Annotated in this window: 13 protein-coding genes; 2 read left to right on the top strand and 11 right to left on the bottom strand. The window is 43.3% G+C overall.

Annotated elements, in window-relative coordinates; translation table 11 throughout:
* Positions 1 to 15 precede the first annotated feature (15 nt).
* The 7 genes from recG to L3V77_RS16310 form a co-directional block, all read right to left on the bottom strand.
* Positions 16 to 2,094, bottom strand: a complete 2,079-nt coding sequence (gene recG, locus L3V77_RS16340) for an ATP-dependent DNA helicase RecG (protein WP_275135070.1) — start codon at positions 2,092 to 2,094, stop codon at positions 16 to 18.
* Between the two features lie 165 nt (positions 2,095 to 2,259).
* Positions 2,260 to 3,603, bottom strand: a complete 1,344-nt coding sequence (gene accC / locus L3V77_RS16335) for an acetyl-CoA carboxylase biotin carboxylase subunit (protein ID WP_275135069.1) — start codon at positions 3,601 to 3,603, stop codon at positions 2,260 to 2,262.
* A gap of 15 nt (positions 3,604 to 3,618) precedes the next feature.
* On the bottom strand, positions 3,619 to 4,065 hold the full coding sequence (gene accB / locus L3V77_RS16330; RefSeq protein ID WP_275135068.1) for an acetyl-CoA carboxylase biotin carboxyl carrier protein: 447 nt from the start codon (positions 4,063 to 4,065) through the stop codon (positions 3,619 to 3,621).
* Positions 4,066 to 4,129: 64 nt separating this feature from the next.
* Positions 4,130 to 4,582, bottom strand: a complete 453-nt coding sequence (gene aroQ / locus L3V77_RS16325) for a type II 3-dehydroquinate dehydratase (RefSeq protein ID WP_275135066.1) — start codon at positions 4,580 to 4,582, stop codon at positions 4,130 to 4,132.
* Positions 4,583 to 4,925: 343 nt separating this feature from the next.
* A complete protein-coding gene (gene acs / locus L3V77_RS16320) occupies positions 4,926 to 6,866 on the bottom strand; it encodes an acetate--CoA ligase (protein ID WP_275135065.1) in 1,941 nt (646 codons plus the stop codon).
* A 232-nt stretch (positions 6,867 to 7,098) separates the two neighbouring features.
* A complete protein-coding gene (locus L3V77_RS16315; RefSeq protein ID WP_275135063.1) occupies positions 7,099 to 7,734 on the bottom strand; it encodes a 3'-5' exonuclease in 636 nt (211 codons plus the stop codon).
* 2 nt (positions 7,735 to 7,736) lie between these two features.
* Entirely contained in the window at positions 7,737 to 9,563 is a 1,827-nt protein-coding gene (locus L3V77_RS16310) for a DUF294 nucleotidyltransferase-like domain-containing protein (protein ID WP_275135062.1), read from the bottom strand.
* Between the two features lie 187 nt (positions 9,564 to 9,750).
* Between L3V77_RS16310 and L3V77_RS16305 the strand changes: the two genes are divergently transcribed.
* Positions 9,751 to 10,917: a 3-phenylpropionate MFS transporter gene (locus L3V77_RS16305; protein ID WP_275135061.1), complete on the top strand. Its 1,167-nt coding sequence runs from the start codon at positions 9,751 to 9,753 to the stop codon at positions 10,915 to 10,917.
* Positions 10,918 to 11,010: 93 nt separating this feature from the next.
* On the top strand, positions 11,011 to 14,445 hold the full coding sequence (locus L3V77_RS16300) for a PAS-domain containing protein (protein ID WP_275135060.1): 3,435 nt from the start codon (positions 11,011 to 11,013) through the stop codon (positions 14,443 to 14,445).
* Between the two features lie 45 nt (positions 14,446 to 14,490).
* Here the strand turns inward: L3V77_RS16300 and L3V77_RS16295 are convergent, their stop codons facing one another.
* The 4 genes from L3V77_RS16295 to L3V77_RS16280 form a co-directional block, all read right to left on the bottom strand.
* Positions 14,491 to 15,099 carry an NUDIX hydrolase gene (locus L3V77_RS16295; protein WP_275135059.1) on the bottom strand — a complete coding sequence of 203 codons (609 nt, stop codon included), beginning with the start codon at positions 15,097 to 15,099 and terminating at the stop codon, positions 14,491 to 14,493.
* A 126-nt stretch (positions 15,100 to 15,225) separates the two neighbouring features.
* The gene (locus tag L3V77_RS16290; RefSeq protein WP_195704579.1) at positions 15,226 to 16,929 is read right to left on the bottom strand and encodes a sodium:solute symporter family protein; all 1,704 of its coding nucleotides are present in this window, start codon (positions 16,927 to 16,929) and stop codon (positions 15,226 to 15,228) included.
* Positions 16,930 to 16,941: 12 nt separating this feature from the next.
* The gene (locus L3V77_RS16285) at positions 16,942 to 17,208 is read right to left on the bottom strand and encodes a DUF4212 domain-containing protein (RefSeq protein ID WP_195704578.1); all 267 of its coding nucleotides are present in this window, start codon (positions 17,206 to 17,208) and stop codon (positions 16,942 to 16,944) included.
* Positions 17,209 to 17,418: 210 nt separating this feature from the next.
* The gene (locus tag L3V77_RS16280; protein WP_275135058.1) at positions 17,419 to 18,054 is read right to left on the bottom strand and encodes a response regulator transcription factor; all 636 of its coding nucleotides are present in this window, start codon (positions 18,052 to 18,054) and stop codon (positions 17,419 to 17,421) included.
* Positions 18,055 to 18,133: the final 79 nt, after the last annotated feature.

The following is an 18,133-nucleotide window of genomic DNA, read 5'->3' as shown; positions in this document are numbered from 1 at the left end:
GCGCGGCCAACATGTCTAAGCGTTTGAGTAAATATCTCGTTCGCCTAGCCAGCGCTCGATGATTGATTTTGCATTGTCTGGGTACTGATCATGTATGAATCTGGCCATTCGTTGAATTTCAGGGATAAGCCTTTGATCTCTGACTAAGTCAGCAATCTTCAAATCGGCGATACCCGTCTGTTTTGTCCCCAATAATTCTCCCGGACCTCTAATTTCCAAGTCACGTTGGGCGATAACAAAACCATCATTACTTTCACGTAAAACACTTAAACGTTTTTGTGCTGTTTTAGACAGAGGAGAGTGATACAGCAATACACAATGACTCGCAATGGTTCCACGCCCGACACGTCCACGAAGCTGGTGAAGTTGAGCAAGCCCTAAACGTTCGGGATTTTCGATAATCATTAGACTGGAATTGGGAACATCAACGCCGACTTCAATAACCGTTGTCGCAACCAATAAATGCAACTCATTGTTTTTGAACTGCAACATTACGGCTTGTTTTTCTGCTGATTTCATTCGGCCATGCACTAAACCTATTTTTAGGCCTGGTAGTTGCCTTTGTAGCTCTTCTGCCGTATCCGCAGCCGCTTGCGCTTCTAATACTTCAGATTCATCGATAAGCGTGCAGACCCAATAGGCTTGCTTCCTTTCGTTTAAGCAAGCATTTTGAACCCTATCGATAATCATGCTTCTTTTTGTATCTGGGATAGCCACGGTTTGGATTGGTGTTCGTCCTGGTGGTAATTCGTCAATGATCGACGTTTCTAAATCGGCATAGGCTGTCATCGCCAAGGTTCTAGGTATTGGGGTCGCGGTCATGATGAGTTGATGAGGAAAAGAGCCTTGCGCTTCTCCTTTTTCTCGCAGCTTTAACCGCTGATGAACACCAAATCGATGCTGCTCATCAATAACGACTAACGCCAGTTGGTTAAACTCAACGTGGTCTTGGAAGAGGGCGTGGGTTCCAACCACCATTTTAGCGTCGCCAGAGACAATTTTATTTAACTCCGCTTGTCTGGTTTTTCCTTTCAATTTTCCCGCTAACCAAGCGACTTGAATACCTAAAGGTTCTAACCAATTCGTGAAATTTAATGCGTGCTGCTCTGCTAACAATTCGGTAGGTGCCATGAGTGCCACCTGGTACCCATGTGATATTGCTCTTACTGCCGCCAGTGCAGCAACCAATGTTTTACCTGAACCTACATCACCCTGTACTAAACGCATCATGGGGTGAGGTTTAACTAAGTCTGCTTCTATCTCTTCAACCACTCTGTTTTGTGCATTAGTGGGGGAGAAAGGCAACTGAGCTAAAAGTTTTTCTTTAAGACCTCCCGTTTCAGGTAAAGGCAATGCGGTGTCTTGTTGGCTTTTATTTCGAATTGCGAGCATGGATAAATTTTGGGCGATTAGTTCTTCAATAATAAGACGTTGTTGAGCGGGTGTTTTTCCTTCATCAAAATCGTCTATATTAATATTTGGTGGTGGGCGATGGATAGTGTGCAATGCCTGAGCTAATGTGAGTTGATTGTTATACAGGCCATTAGGAAGAAGCTCTTCAACGGCTGATTTGTCTAATAACGATAAGGCTTGCTCACTGAGGTTTCTAAGGGTGTTTTGTCTCAGGCCTTCTGTTGTTGGGTAGACCGGTGTTAGATTTTGTTCGATATCCGGTGTGGTTGTTGGTGCAAAGAATTTATAATCTGGATGTACAATTTCCAAGCCATAACTACCACGTTTTATTTCCCCATAAGCGTGAACCTGCTTCCCCTCTGAGAAGTTGTTTTTCATCCCTGCAGTGAAATTAAAAAAGCGCAGGGTTAATGTACCATTGCCGTCGCTTATCTTTACGCTGAGCATTTTTTTTCGGCCAAAGATAGTATCGACGCTCATTACTTTTCCTTGCACGGCAGCCCATAGACCTGAATGAACCTTAGCCATTGGGTAAATTCTAGTGCGGTCTTCGTAACGTAAAGGCAGGTGAAACAAAAGGTCTTGAACGGTATGTAAGCCTACTTTATTCAACTTCTCGGCAACCTTTGCTCCAACACCAACTAATGATGTGATTGGAATAGCGGATAAAAGCTGTGACATAAGTAAACTCACTTTTTAGTTCTTTGCCCTGACATTCAAGCACTTTACTGTCTATTTGTACAGGTCTTTAAGTTTGGCAATAGTATGGCGTAGTTAGAACTAAGCTCCAATAAAAAAGCACTCTAAAGAGAGTGCTTTCAAAGCATTGAAGTAATTCTAGCTTACTTACTGTAGACCAAGTTTTTTCTCAAGGTAATGAATGTTAGCCCCGCCATGTTGGAAGTTTTCATCATTCATAATTTCTTGTTGCAAGGATATGTTGGTTTTGATGCCTTCGATGATCATTTCACTTAACGCATTTTTCATACGTGCAATGGCCACATCACGATTCTCTCCGTAAGTAATAAGTTTGCCTATCATCGAGTCATAATGAGGTGGAACCGTATAGCCAGTATAGATATGCGACTCCCAACGAACCCCCATACCACCTGGTGCGTGGAATCGGTTGATCGTGCCCGGGCAAGGTAAGAAGCGCACAGGATCTTCAGCGTTGATTCGACATTCGATTGAGTGTCCACTTATTTTTATATCGTCTTGAGTAAACGACAGTGGCTGACCTGCTGCAACACGAAGCTGTTCTTTAATAAGATCAACACCTGTTACCATTTCCGTGACCGGATGCTCTACCTGAATACGAGTATTCATTTCGATAAAGTAGAATTCACCATTCTCATACAAGAACTCAAAGGTACCTGCACCACGATAGTTAATTTCAATACATGCACGGGTACAACGTTCGCCTATGAACTTACGCATTTCGGCAGTGATACCTGGAGCAGGCGCTTCTTCCACCACTTTCTGATGGCGACGTTGCATTGAACAATCACGCTCACCAAGATGAATAGCACCACCTTGACCATCGGCAATAATTTGTACTTCAACGTGACGAGGGTTTTCAAGGTATTTCTCCATGTAAACCACTTCGTTATTGAATGCCGCTTTTGCTTCTGCACGTGTCATTGCGATGGCTTCAACGAGATCAGCCTCACCACGAACAACACGCATGCCACGGCCACCACCGCCACCAGAGGCTTTGATAATTACCGGATAGCCAATACGCTTTGCGTGAGCTTTGTTAAGGCTTGCGTCATCATCTAGAGGGCCGTCAGAACCAGGTACACATGGCACACCTGCTTTCTTCATTGCACTAATCGCCGATACCTTGTCACCCATTATGCGGATAGTTTCTGCTTTAGGGCCGACAAAAATAAAGCCGCTACGTTCAACTTGCTCTGCAAAATCTGCGTTTTCAGACAGGAAACCGTAACCCGGGTGAATAGCAACTGCGCCAGTAACTTCCGCGGCTGAAATAATGCGAGGAATATTCAAGTAGCTATCAATACCACGAGCAGGACCGATGCAAATAGATTCATCGGCTAATAATACGTGTTTTAGGTCTCGGTCAGCGGTGGAGTGGACCGCCACTGTTTTGATACCTATTTCTTTACAAGCGCGAAGTATACGAAGTGCAATTTCACCTCGGTTCGCGATGACTAATTTGTCCAGCATAGTGAATCGCCTCTATTATTCGATAACAACAAGTGGTTGATCGAATTCTACTGTTGCGCCGTCTTCGACTAGAATTGCGGTTACAACACCAGATTTATCAGATTCGATTTGGTTCATCATTTTCATTGCTTCTACGATACCAATAGTGTCACCAGCAGAAACAGTTTGGCCCACTTCAACAAATGATTTTGCTTCGGGGCTTGGAGAGCGATAGAAAGTGCCGACCATTGGTGAAAGAACTTTGTGACCAGCAGGTTCTGCTATAACGGGGGCGGCTTCTGCTACTTGCGCGACGGCGGCAGGTGCAAGTGCGGGTGCAGGTGCTGCATATTGCATAGGAGCAAATTGTGCTGGGCTGTTACGGCTGATGCGTACTGATTCTTCACCTTCTGAGATCTCAAGTTCGCAAATACCAGATTCTTCTACTAGTTCGATAAGTTTCTTTATTTTACGTATATCCATCTTTTCGTTCTCTTTATCTGTTGGACGCCTTTACTCTATGACAGAGTGAAGCGAAATTAGTTCTTTACGATTTTGACGTCAGTTGTTCTATCGCTGCCGTCAAAGCAAATTGGTAACCTTGAGCACCTAGTCCACATATAACGCCTATCGCCTTATCGGATAGATAAGAGTGATGGCGAAAAGGTTCACGAGCATGAACATTGGACAAATGTACTTCGATAAAAGGAATGGCCACACCTAACAAAGCATCACGTAGTGCAACACTGGTATGGGTAAATGCAGCCGGATTGATGATAATGAAATCAACATTATTATGAGCGGCATGAACGGCTTCTAGCAGTTCATATTCTCTGTTTGATTGTAGGTGCTGAAGTTCAACACCTGCACTGTTGGCCTGAATCATTAAACTATCCACTATCTGATCTAGGGTCTGTGAACCGTAGTGACCAGGTTCTCTAACCCCTAATAGGTTAAGATTTGGACCGTTTAAAAGTAGAATGCGTAACTTTGCAGTCATCTTGTGCCTATCTTCCTTTAATTAGATCTGATTCAATATATCTATAATATTATAGACAGTTTTAATGATTTTTCAGTCAATTTTCAATCATTCATCATTTTAGACCCCGATTATAGCTAATTCACTGCAAATAGCAGCATTTTACTGGTCTAATCTCTTTGTTCTCAGCTTTCTAATTGTTACATAGTTAACATTTTTGACAACTCGTCGAACAAAAATTATCCGTAAAATAAGATATCTTATTGAAGTTTAGATGCGTCGCTGTAAACGATGGCTGAATTTGAGACAAAAAAAGCGCTACATAAAGTAGCGCAAATGGTTGGAGTTATCTTACTTATGATTCTTAAGACATATCTGCTTTTTCAGCGATAAGTTTGTCAACAACACTAGGATCAGCGAGTGTTGATGTGTCGCCTAAGTTGCTTGTATCACCGGTTGCAATTTTTCGCAGTATACGACGCATGATCTTGCCTGAACGAGTCTTTGGCAGAGAATCAGTCCAGTGAAGTACATCTGGTGTTGCAATTGGACCTATCTCTTTGCGAACCCAGTTTTTTACTTCTTTGTGCAGTTCTGCACTTGGATATTCACCATCGTTCAATGTGATATAGGCGTAAATTGCTTGGCCTTTAATATCGTGAGGAACCCCCACAATGGCTGCTTCAGCTATCTTGCTAAAGGCCACGAGTGCTGATTCTATCTCTGCCGTACCCATACGGTGGCCAGACACGTTCAATACATCATCAACACGCCCAGTGATCCAGTAATAACCGTCCTCGTCTCGACGAGCGCCGTCACTGGTAAAATACATGCCTTTAAATGTAGAAAAATAGGTCTGTTCAAAACGGTCATGGTCGCCGTAAATGCTACGCATCTGCCCTGGCCAAGAATCAAGAATAACGAGGTTACCTTCTGCTGCACCCTCAACGATGTTACCCATGTTATCGACAAGGGCGGGTTGAACACCAAAGAATGGCCGTGTAGCGGATCCCGGTTTTAAATCTGTCGCGCCCGGAAGAGGTGAGATGAGAATACCGCCAGTCTCGGTTTGCCACCATGTATCCACAATGGGTGATTTTTCATTACCAATAGTTTTGTAATACCATTCCCACGCCTCAGGATTTATGGGCTCGCCGACAGAGCCCATAATGCGAAGGCTGCTACGGTTGGTACCTTTAATCGCTTCATCACCTTTCGCCATAAGGGCGCGGATAGCGGTTGGTGCCGTATACAAAATAGAGACTTGATGCTTGTCTACCACTTCGCTCATTCGGCTGGTATTGGGGTAATTTGGTACACCTTCAAACAAGATAGTTTTAGCGCCGTTTGAAAGAGGACCATAAACGAGGTACGTATGACCGGTAATCCAACCAACGTCCGCTGTACACCAAAAAGTATCGCCATCATGGTAATCAAACACATACTTAAAGGTCATGGTGGCATAAACGAGATAACCACCAGTAGTATGCAGCACGCCTTTCGGTTTACCGGTAGAGCCTGAAGTGTAAAGAATAAATAGTGGGTCTTCTGCTTTCATCTCTTCTGGTGGGCAGTCATCTGAAGCTTTCGCTGTGGCTTCGTGCCACCAAATATCACGATGTTCGTGCCAATCTATATCACCACCAGTACGCTTAAGTACCATCACTTTGCTGATGTTTTTTACTTCTGGATTCGTTAATGCTTCATCAACGTTTTTCTTAAGTGGAACGGCTCGTCCTGCGCGAACACCTTCATCCGCGGTGATCACAACTTTTGCATTAGAGTCAATAATGCGCCCTGAAAGTGCTTCTGGCGAGAAGCCACCAAATACAACAGTATGAACGGCCCCGATACGAGTACATGCCAACATGGCAACTGCTGCTTCTGGTACCATCGGCATGTAAAGACATACCACATCGCCTTTACGAACGCCGGCTTCTTTCAATGCATTGGAGAAACGGCATACTTCTTTATGTAGTTCATTGAAGGTTAGGCTCTTGTCTACATTAGGATCGTCACCTTCCCAGATAATCGCGACCTCATCGCCCTTGTCTGCAAGATGGCGGTCGATACAGTTAGCTGAGACATTAAGTGTACCGTCCTCAAACCAACGAATATCAACATGACCGGTATCAAATGAAGTGCTTTTGACATGGGTGAAAGGTTTTATCCAATCAACAATCTTGCCGTGTTCCCCCCAGAATCCTTCTGGATCGCTGACAGACTGTTGATACATGGATAGATAAGTATCGTTATCTGCATGGGTCAGGGCTTTAATACTATCTTTGACTGGATACACACTCATTGCTTCTCTCCTTGTGATTTAAGCAAACTTCCATTGAGTTCATTTTGATAAGCATTGTGCTATTGATTTTTATAACCTAACTAATCGTTATAACTGTCGGTTAATACGCGTTTTTTCTCAATTAGACTTTAGGATAAATTGAGACGTTGGGTCGTTCAATATTGGTTATTTTTTGAATTTTTTTATTAACTTGTGCTGCGGGTTATAAATCTCAGCGGTATAACTAATAAAGTTATCGCATATAAGCCGAACTTAGCGTTGGCAAATCACCATAAGTTAATCGAACATAGACTAATGCGGCAGAGATGGCGTCTTGCAGTGCGTCATGTTTATTGTTTTGAGGTGGTAGGTTCAGGTGTTTGCATATCGCATCTAAACTTAAATCAAAATAAGCATTAGGGAGGTGTTTCTCTAACATTTCATGATAGATATGACTGACCTCTATGAGCTTGTTGGGCAATGGAAACCCAAGCTGTTTTTTACACGCGATATCTAATATCGTTTTGTCATAACGGATGTGGTACCCGACTAATGGACGATTACCTATAAATGTAATTAATGCTTTTAGTGCCTCTTTCTCGCTTATGCCGTCGATGAGATCTTGGTGACGGATACGGTGAATTCGTACGGAACCCGAATCCAAAGATTGCGGTGCTCGAAGCCGTACATGGAATGGTTCGCTAGTAATGATCCTATTTCCAATGATTTTGGTTGCAGCAATGGTGACCAACTCAGCCCTTTTAGGATCTAGGCTGGTTGTTTCACAATCAAGAGAGACTAACTCTTGATTTATAGGTGCAACGAAGAGGTCACGGTAAGGTGATTCTTTGAGCTTGTAGTGCCACCAGTTGCGCCTAAGCCAATTCATGACTAATCCCTAATTTGATAATGATAACCGAGCCACTGCTTGAATTTCTTCACCACGTGCAGGCTGTGTCTAAGTAGGTCACGTTCAGTTCTGTCTAATAGTTTGAGTTCAATTTTGTTGTGGCTGTGTTGTTGGGACAACTGCTGTGTCAGACGAAGTTTTAGGAAAAGTTTTAATGCTTCGCTGAGGTTCTCTGCGGTTTCTTTTTCTAACACGTTCTTCTCTTGAAGAGCAATAAGTCTGTCGAAGGTGTTATTTATATCAAGGGCATGCTCTAGGCTCAAAGCCCTAACCCCATGAACGATCGGAAATATACCTCCTCCTTTGATATCGACCCCTTCTTTGGATGATTTAACTTTTCCAAACAAGGTTAGTGGTATCGAAAAGTTCAGGGCAGGGCGAGTGAACTCAGCGAGAATAAGTTCTTGATTCGCCATTCGTTTTATCAAGTAGTTTTTAATTGGCGTTAGCAGTGCCTTATTGCCCGCGACCGCATGAGCATCAGCGACGATGGCAAGCTTCATTACCTGTTCGGGTCTTGCGGCTGATATCCAACTGCTGAGTGTTTTTTCCCAGTCAGCGCTATGCTTCACCCAATCTGGATTATTTACCATGACTTTGCCGGGACAGAGTGGATATCCAAGTTGTTGTAGCGTGTGTGTTAGGTTATTCATAATAGAGGGTAGGTTTGCTATCTCTACATCATTTTTGATGATCAGGGCGTTATCTTGATCGGTTTTTAATATCTGCTCTCCACGGCCCTCTGAACCTAAAACAATTAGGCAGATATCATCATGGTTAGCGGGTGGAACGACGAGCTCGAACGCTTTTTCAATTATCTGCTCATTGACCGCAGAGATTAGCTCCATGATAAATCGAGTACGAATACCGTTGGTGATTAAGCTCTCAACTAAGTTTCTCTGTTTGTTTGCAGCAAGCGCTAACTCATCGATACTGCTCGCTCGCGCAATGCTTAGAGTCAGAACATGGGAATGGGTAGAGAATGCACTTAATATTTGGGTCATATCTAACATGCCTACGGCGTCATTTCCCTCACACACCATTACCCTTTTCATTTTCTGTTTTGTCATGGTTATCATTGCATTAAACAGGAAATCACCATCATCAACATGGAATACAGGGAAGGTGGCGATATCACCAACCGCGGTGTCCAATGGTTGTTCTTCTAACATGACGGCGTGCAGCATATTGGTTCTGGTTACAATGGCATACGGATGTTCGTTGGCGTTTTCTAACACTCGTTTGTCGTTATCACTAAGTCTAACAAGTGCCGCATCTACCCCCTTTTCTTTTAGCATTTTTGTGACGTCTATTAAGGGGAGATCAGGTTTAAGGACTAAAGGAGGGTGATAAATTGTGCTATCCACCTTGGTTAAAATGAATTCTGCAAGGTTTTGTTGCTGTTGAGCTGCCTCAATTAGCTCCTGGCGCTTTGCTAAGTTGGTATCAAAGTAGGCTGCAAACTGACCATTTGCGTTGTACAGATCGAGAAACTTTTGAGTAGGTAATAGATAGGATAATGTATCCTCTAGCGCGACATATTTATGTTTTGCGAAGTCATCAAATTGAGAGCGAACGTCAAAAATATCGTCGTTGGCGTAATGGGCAAATATCTCCAGATCGTCGGCTGAGCGTTCTTCTACCGCACCTTTAATTAGAATATGCAAAAAATGACATTTTTCACCCGCCTTCAGTAGCACATCTTTTTCTCTGTAGTAGGCGACATCGAGAGAAGAACGTAATTCTAATTGCTGCGTTTCAGATAAACGGTCAAATGGGGGTGATTGCATATTAAACTTGTCAGGCATGGCAAGATTTACTCCTAGTAAAACCTTACTTACTAGTCTGGCAAGTTTCTCCTTAACCTCCAGACGACTTTGGTCTAATGGTGGAATAATAGGGAATGGAAAATTAACAATTGTTCCCTTTTTAAGTTAAGGGATCGTAGGCATAATGGCGGCGATTTCTATAACACTTTAAATAGCTAGGTTAATTATGTTTTCCCCATCGCCTTATGGCTGGATTTCGCAGTACTTTATTGGTTTCTTTTTCGCTTACGGCGTATATATCCCATTTTGGGCACTCTGGTTTAAAGAGCAGGGCGTCTCGGCAAGTGATATAGGTTTGTTGATGGGGCTGGCATTTGCGACTCGATTTATTGCGAACCTTTTCATTACACCTAGACTACATAAAGTAGAGCACCTACTTCCGGCTATACGTTGGCTCAGCTTTTTTTCCGTTATTTTTATCTGGTTTCACTTCTTCACTGGTGGAAACTTCTGGATGATGGCGGGTGCCACCATTCTATTCAATCTTTGCTGTGGTCCTGCAATCCCTCTTTCTGATGCGATGACAAATTACTACGCGAAGCTTGGCAAACTTGATTACGGAAGAACGCGTTTGTGGGGCTCTATCGCCTTTATATTTGGTTCAACAGTCGTCGGTTACTTAATTTCGCTATATGGCACAGATATGATTGTTCATACTGCGCTAGCGGGTACCGCTGTTGGTCTTTTATTGTCTATGCGAACCCCAAACCCTCCGCCCGTCAGTGTGACTGATGAGGATTCGGTTAGGCCCAAACTGCTTGCTTTGGTAAAGAGACCGGATGTGTTTCGATTTTTGGTTTTACTCTCCCTCATTCATGGGAGTCATGCTGCGTATTACAGCTTTAGTACCATCTACTGGAAATCGATAGGTCATCCGGAGAATGTGATTGGTTACCTATGGAGTATTGGTGTTATTGCAGAGATTACTGTCTTTGCAATCAGCAGAAGGCTGTTTAGCGGTATGAGCCTGCGAACTATGTTTTTGATGGCTTCTGCAGGTATTGCACTGCGTTGGTCTTTAACCGCTACGGTTACGGATGTTTGGGCATTGGGCGTGATTCAATTATTGCATGGTGTGACGTTTGCAACCGCACATCTAGCCGCCATTCAATATATTCAGCGAGCAAAGCAGAACGAAATGGTGCCTTTACAAGCGTTGTACAATGCCATTCCTATGGGGGCGTTTACTGCGGTAATGACGGCATTAAGTGGCGTAGGTTTTGAGTTGTGGAACGCGAACGTATTTTGGGTTATGGCCTCAATGGGTATTTTGGCGCTCTTTGTTAGGGTGGATCCAAAAAAAGGGCTACCTGAGCCACAGATTGAGAGCTAACCACCTGAGAATTAACAGTTGTTTTACTACACTAAAACCGGAATCGAGTATTCCGGTTTTTTTTGTGTCTAAAAACGGTTCAAGGAAGGTTTAATGCAAGGATGGATTGTTGTTCCTGTGACTTTAGCGTATCTCGGGATTCTATTTTTAATCGCATGGTATGGTGACAGGCAAACCAAGTGGTTGTCGCGTTGGCGTCCGTGGATTTATAGCCTATCTATTGCTGTGTACTGTACCTCATGGACATTTTATGGAACCGTTGGACAAGCCAGTAATAACCCATGGTCATTTCTTCCGATTTATATTGCTCCAATTTTAGTTTTTGTATTTGGCTGGCGAGTACTCGCGCGGCTTATATTAATTGCGAAACGAGAACACATTACCTCTATCGCTGACTTTATAGCGGCAAGGTACGGCAAGTCGCAAGGGTTAGCGGTTACCGTTACCTTGATCGCGGTGGTGGGAATATTGCCTTATATTGCACTGCAATTAAGGGGTATAACGATGGGGTTAGATATCATCGCCCCAGAACTTACCTCTAAGTTGGGCTATGAAGATGGCCATGTATCTTGGTTTGTTGTGGGGGCGTTGGCGGTATTTACCATCCTATTTGGAACGCGTCATATCGACAATACAGAACATCATCGCGGTATGATGATGGCCGTTGCTTTTGAATCCATTGTGAAACTTGCGGCTTTTTTGGTGGTGGGATTATTTATATTTTATCTCGCATTGAGTAGCCCTGACATTGAATTAATCGATATAGCGATAGAGACCTACAAACCACCAAACGTTCCGGCATTAGTCATACATACCTTACTGACGATGGCGGCGATAGTCTGCTTGCCAAGGCAGTTCCACACTATGGTTGTTGAAAATGAACGAGCACAAGATCTCCATGTTGCAAGGCGTGTATTTCCTGCTTATCTAGTGCTCATTGGATTGTTTGTTTTGCCCATTTCTTGGGTAGGGCAAAGCCTTTTAGCTGGAAGTCCTGCAGATGCATATGTGATCAGTTTGCCGCTTTCTGTAGGAGCAAATGACATTGCACTATTGGCATTTTTAGGTGGAACATCGGCCGCGAGCGGTATGGTGATTGTGTCTACTATTGCCCTAGCCATTATGGTCTCTAATGATCTCGTTTTCCCACTGTTACTTCGTAGGATAAAACTTTCCCATCATGCTCATACACACTTTTCGGGGCTATTGCTTAATGTTCGTCGGGTATTGATTCTGCTTATTTTATTCGGTGCTTGGGGTTTCTACATGGCGCTGGATAATATCCAGTCGTTATCGATTATTGGTTTGCTCTCTTTTGCGGCGATTGCCCAATTTTCTCCTGCACTTATTGGTGGCATGTATTGGCGATTGGGTAACAAAAAAGGTGTCTACGTTGGTTTGTTAGCTGGCTTCACAATCTGGCTCGTCACGCTAATGAGCCAAACCAGTATGCTGGCTGGTGATTCAGAAAGTAATTTTTTGTTGTGGATCATTCGACCCCCGCAATTTTTAGTGGATTGGTCACTTACTTCATCTGATTGGGGGATGGCACTGAGTGTTATCGTCAATACTCTCTGTTATATATTCATTTCACTGGTAACACGCTCTAGCCTAAGTGAGCGCTTACAATCGGCTGCCTTTGTTGGAACACCGTTACCAGAAAGTGAAAATATAAGTTTGTATCAAAGCCGAGTTACGGTTTTGGAGCTTGAAATGTTGGCTGGCCGATTTGTCGGTCGAACTCGGGCGCGAACGGCCTTTAATCATTATTGGCGACAAGAAGAACATACCTTGCAGCCTAATCAACAGGCTTCATCTGGGTTGATTCGTCATACTGAAAGAGTATTAGCTGGCGTCTTCGGTGCATCTTCCGCTAAGTTAGTGCTTACTTCTGCTCTCCAAGGCAAAAACATGCAATTGGAAGAGGTAGCGACCATAGTAGATGAAGCATCTGAACTGTATGATTTTAGTCGTGGGTTGCTGCAAGGTGCGATTGAACATATTAGCCAAGGGATTACCGTCGTCGACAAACAGCTTCGGATCGTAGCATGGAACCAGAGATATATAGAGCTGTTTGAGTTCCCGTCGGGGTTAATTCAGATCGGGAGGCCGATAGCGGAAGTTATTCGTCATAATGCACAAATGGGGTTGTGTGGGCCGGGTGATCCAGAAGATCATGTTCGCAAGCGTGTCTATCACTTAGAGTGTGGTACGCAACATACTTCCTCGCGTGTCTATCCAGATGGAACGGTTATTGAAGTGCAGGGGAACCCTATGCCTGGTGGTGGGTTCGTGATGAGTTTTTCTGATATTACCGTATTCCGAGAAGCCGAAAAGACGTTAAAAGAGGTGAATGAGAACTTAGAGTCGAGAGTACTAGAGCGGACGCAAGAGCTCGAAGACCTCAATAAACGGTTAGTGTCCGCCACACGGAGTGCAAATACTGAATCACAATCTAAAACACGGTTTTTAGCGGCAGTAAGCCATGATTTAATGCAGCCACTTAATGCAGCACGGCTTTTTGCATCGTCACTTTCTGAGGTGGCAAAAGAGAGTGAAACCAAGCAATTGTCTAACCACATAGAAAGTGCATTGGGTGCGGCGGAAGAGTTAATTGGTGACCTATTGGATATCTCCAGACTTGAATCAGGAAAACTAAAAACAGATATAAGAGGATTTAAACTCAACGAAGTTTTGAATAACCTTAATGCAGAGTTCAGTGCGTTAGCGAAGCAACAAGGCATTGATTTCAAAATGATTCCATCCAACCTCATTGTTCAATCTGATCCCAAGTTGTTACGTCGTGTGCTACAGAACTTTTTAACAAACGCCTTTCGATATAATCCGAAAGGGAAGGTGTTATTGGGTACTCGTCGAATAAAAGGTCAAGTAAGAATAGAAGTTTGGGATAATGGAGTTGGCATTGCCCAAGAGAAACAATCGGAGATTTTTGATGAGTTTACCCGTGGTGACCCAAGCCATGTATCCCAAGGACTTGGTATTGGTCTCGCTATTTCTCGAGGCATAGCTCGAGTACTAGAACATGATATTGGTTTGCGTTCATGGCCCAGTGAAGGTTCCGTTTTTTCAATTATGTTGGATCGAGGTGAAATCACTGAGGCTGATATCGTGACGGCTCCAACACAAAACAATATAGCATTATTAAATGTTAAGGTGCTTTGTGTGGATAATGAGCGAGATATACTCACTGGGATGAGAAATTTAATAGAGCGATGGGGCTGTGATGTTCGAACGGCACAAGATCTAGTCGAGAGCCTACAGTTGATACACGATGATTGGATTCCTGACGTAATATTTTCTGATTATCGATTAGATAATGACAGGACTGGGCTAGAGGTGCTACAGCAATGTCGATTACGTTTAGGTGATAGTTTTGAAGGCATTATCATCAGTGCGGATCGAACGGAAGATATGCTAAGTGCGATAAAATCGAACGGGTTCGGATTCATCGCTAAGCCAGTTAAACCATTAAAACTTAGAGCCGTTCTTAACCGAGTTAATGGCTAGGAGCATTAACTACCATAAGTGAGTTTAAATCACTGTCGTGATGAATTAGTCTACCTGCACGTCAATAATCGGCCGACTAAAGGCGCGATAACCCGATCGTATATCTTCTTCAAGTACTCGATCGTGTGAGAGGATAGGAAGTTTATCCAGAGGAAAAAATCCAATGTCTGAGATTTCAGTATTCTCAATAAAATCGCCTTCTACGGCTTCAGCAACAAAAAAGAGTTTGTAGATAGTGGTTGGATATTTGGGTTCATATGCATGACTATCTCTATCGATAACAGCGTACAAGCGGCAATTCTTTATAATGTAACCAGACTCTTCTCTTACTTCTCGAATTACACCCTCCATAGGGGCTTCGTTCTGATCCGCCCAACCTCCAGGTAGCGTCCATTTTCCGTCTGATTTCTCTTTCACTAATAACACGTTATTGTCTTTGATTACGCAGCACCGCACGTCCACTTTTGGTGTGGCGTAACCTTTTTCGGGAAAGAAGAATTTTTCAATGGTCGTGATATCTACGTCACTATACTTTGCGTAAAGCTCGTGGCTTATCTGTTCTAGTCTTTCATATCGTTCTTTATCAAAAGGATCTTTAACATAGTGAAGACCCGTTTGAGCAATCGCGTGGATTTCTTTTATTAGTGAGTGCATGAGCTATTCCAGTATCAAAAGAGATAACTATGATAGTTAAAGCACATTATTAAGCAGGAATATGGCTCACAGAAAAAGAAAAACCGATGCATAAGGCATCGGTTTTTGGTTTAATCAAAGTTTTGATTAATGGTCGTGAGCGGCACCAGAACCTTTAGGGTAACGGATAGACTCAACTAAATCTTGAACGTCTTGTGGTACTTCAGCCGTGAATTTGTTTACAACAATAGACACGATGAAGTTCACACACATACCTAATGTACCGATACCTTCTGGGCTAATACCAAACAACCAGTTATCAGACACGTTTGCAGCTGGGTTGATAAACTTGAAGTAGACGATATAAGCCGTTGTAAATACGATACCAGAAAGCATACCTGCGATAGCACCTTCTTTATTCATCTTCTTATAGAAGATACCCAAGATGATTGCTGGGAAGAAGGAGGAGGCTGCCAAGCCGAAGGCAAAAGCCACAACCTGCGCTACAAAACCTGGTGGATTAATACCTAAATAACCTGCACAGACAATAGCGAAGAAGGCGGCCATCCTAGCAGCAAACAACTCCTGTTTATCCGTCATATTTGGCCTAAACCCTTTCTTCAATAAATCATGAGATATCGAAGTTGAGATGACCAGTAACAAACCTGCTGCTGTCGATAGTGCTGCTGCCAAGCCACCAGCTGCCAGTAAGGCAACGACCCAGTTTGGAAGTTGAGCTAGCTCAGGTGACGCCAGTACAATGATATCTCGGTTGATTTTCATCTCGTTGCGTTCATCGCCAGAATAGAACATCTTACCGTCGCCATTCTTATCGTCCCATGCGACTAGACCTGTATTTTCCCAGTTTTTGTACCAAGTCGGTGCATCAGTACCTTGGACTCCTTGCATGTCTGGTCCATTGATTGTCTCTATCATGTTCACACGAGCAAACGCGGCCACTGCTGGCGCTGTTGTGTAAAGTATAGAGATGAATATCAGTGCATAACCTGCGGAGATACGCGCATCAGATACTTTAGGAACCGTAAAGAAGCGAATAATTACGTGAGGTAGTCCCGCAGTACCAACCATTAGAGCCGCACAGATAAAGAATACGTCAACCATACTCTTCGACCCATCGGTATAGGCTGTAAAGCCAAGCTCTTGTGTTAGTCCATCAAGTTTGTCTAATAGGTAGACGTCACTGCCTGTCACGGTTGAACCGAACCCAAGTTGCGGAACTGGAGAGCCGGTCATCATAAGAGAGGTAAAGATTGCTGGAACCATGAAAGCAAAGATAAGTACGCAGTACTGAGCAACTTGGGTATAGGTAATCCCTTTCATGCCACCTAAAACAGCATAGAAGAACACCACACCCATTCCGATGATGATACCCATATTGATATCAACTTCTAAGAAGCGAGCAAATACCACTCCTACGCCACGCATCTGACCTGCGACATAAGTGAACGATACGAAGATTGCACAAAATACGGCGACCATTCGAGCGGTTCTAGAGTAATAACGGTCACCGATAAAATCGGGTACGGTAAATTTACCAAACTTACGTAGGTAAGGTGCAAGACAAAGCGCAAGCAGTACGTAACCACCTGTCCAGCCCATTAGATATACGCCACCATCGTAACCGATGAATGAAATGATACCTGCCATTGAAATAAACGATGCCGCTGACATCCAGTCTGCCGCCGTTGCCATACCATTTGCGATTGGGTGAACACCACCGCCTGCAATGTAGAACTCACTTGTTGAGCCAGCGCGAGCCCAAATTGCTATGCCGATATACAGCGCAAATGTAATACCGACAAGAATAAACGTCCAAGTTTGAATATCCATTTCTAAAGCCTCTTAATCTTCCTGTACGTTATATTTCTTATCGAGCGCATTCATGCGCGCAACATAAACAAAAATCAACACTACGAATGTGTAGATTGAACCTTGTTGAGCGAACCAGAAACCTAATTTGAAGCCACCAATTTTGATAGTATCTAGAGCGTCTACAAATAAAATACCAGCGCCAAATGACACTAGGAACCATATTGCGAGTAGTGAGCCCATGATTTTTAGGTTTTCCTTCCAGTAGGCTTGAGCGTGATCCGAGGATTCGAATGACATTGCCTTCTCCTTCCGTTTAGTTATTGGGTGTTAACAAACTGTTACGGAATATAGATTAGCAGTACTCTAAAAATATCTCAGTGCAACTTTAGTCGAGCGAAGAAATAAGAAAACGCCCGTATTTAGGGCGTTTATGATAGGTCGGTTATAAAAAACGTACGTTAACAATTTATTAACATAGCCTAAGGTCTAATACTCTACACCTAAGGTCTAACTCTCAAACTCAAGGTGTTGAAGAAGAATGACAGCTTGGGTTCTATTTTGTACACCTAATTTACGGAAGATGGCGGTCATATGGGCTTTGATCGTCGCCTCGGAGACACTTAATTCATACGCAATTTGCTTATTTAGTAGGCCATCCGACAGCATGCCAAGTACTCGATATTGTTGGGGGGTAAGCGATGCGAGTTTTTCTGCAAGATCAGTATTAACATTACTGTTCTTGAGAAGCTCTTCTGGGAAGAAAGGGTCACCGTTTAATACTTGATTTAGGGCGCTAATAAGAGCGCGCATATCGCTTGATTTTGGAATAAATCCAAAGGCGCCATGGGTTTTCACTTGGGCGACAACATTTGGTTCCTCGTTTGCTGAAATGACCACAATAGGTAGATCCGGGTACTCAGCTCTTAACTGAATAAGGCCTGACATGCCATTAGTACCTGGCATTTTTAGATCGAGTAAAAGGAGGTCGGGTTCGGCCTCTTTGTTGAGCAAATTTAATAAAGCTTCAAGCGAGTCCGCTTCGAGTAAATTTGCACCACTGATCGCCATGTGTACAGATTGAAATAATGCATTTCTGAACAGTGGGTGGTCATCAGCTATGATGATGGTATAAGTCGATTCCATGACGTTAAGGGCTCTTTATAATTTAGTTTAATAATAGCTTCAAAATTAAGTATTGTATGCTTTGTGGCAATGAACAATA

The sequence above is a fragment of the Vibrio sp. DW001 genome, assembly GCF_029016285.1.
GTDB lineage: Bacteria > Pseudomonadota > Gammaproteobacteria > Enterobacterales > Vibrionaceae > Vibrio.
Note: the sequence above shows the minus strand (reverse complement) of the source record. Positions and strands in the feature narration are given on the sequence as shown.

Excerpts from the sequence above, each read along its gene's own strand:
- recG (WP_275135070.1), bottom strand. The coding sequence starts at position 2,094 with ATGTCACAGCTTTTATCCGCTATTCCAATCACATCATTAGTTGGTGTT.
- accC (WP_275135069.1), bottom strand. The coding sequence starts at position 3,603 with ATGCTGGACAAATTAGTCATCGCGAACCGAGGTGAAATTGCACTTCGT.
- accB (WP_275135068.1), bottom strand. The coding sequence starts at position 4,065 with ATGGATATACGTAAAATAAAGAAACTTATCGAACTAGTAGAAGAATCT.
- aroQ (WP_275135066.1), bottom strand. The coding sequence starts at position 4,582 with ATGACTGCAAAGTTACGCATTCTACTTTTAAACGGTCCAAATCTTAAC.
- acs (WP_275135065.1), bottom strand. The coding sequence starts at position 6,866 with ATGAGTGTGTATCCAGTCAAAGATAGTATTAAAGCCCTGACCCATGCA.
- L3V77_RS16315 (WP_275135063.1), bottom strand. The coding sequence starts at position 7,734 with ATGAATTGGCTTAGGCGCAACTGGTGGCACTACAAGCTCAAAGAATCA.
- L3V77_RS16310 (WP_275135062.1), bottom strand. The coding sequence starts at position 9,563 with ATGCCTGACAAGTTTAATATGCAATCACCCCCATTTGACCGTTTATCT.
- L3V77_RS16305 (WP_275135061.1), top strand. The coding sequence starts at position 9,751 with ATGTTTTCCCCATCGCCTTATGGCTGGATTTCGCAGTACTTTATTGGT.
- L3V77_RS16300 (WP_275135060.1), top strand. The coding sequence starts at position 11,011 with ATGCAAGGATGGATTGTTGTTCCTGTGACTTTAGCGTATCTCGGGATT.
- L3V77_RS16295 (WP_275135059.1), bottom strand. The coding sequence starts at position 15,099 with ATGCACTCACTAATAAAAGAAATCCACGCGATTGCTCAAACGGGTCTT.
- L3V77_RS16290 (WP_195704579.1), bottom strand. The coding sequence starts at position 16,929 with ATGGATATTCAAACTTGGACGTTTATTCTTGTCGGTATTACATTTGCG.
- L3V77_RS16285 (WP_195704578.1), bottom strand. The coding sequence starts at position 17,208 with ATGTCATTCGAATCCTCGGATCACGCTCAAGCCTACTGGAAGGAAAAC.
- L3V77_RS16280 (WP_275135058.1), bottom strand. The coding sequence starts at position 18,054 with ATGGAATCGACTTATACCATCATCATAGCTGATGACCACCCACTGTTC.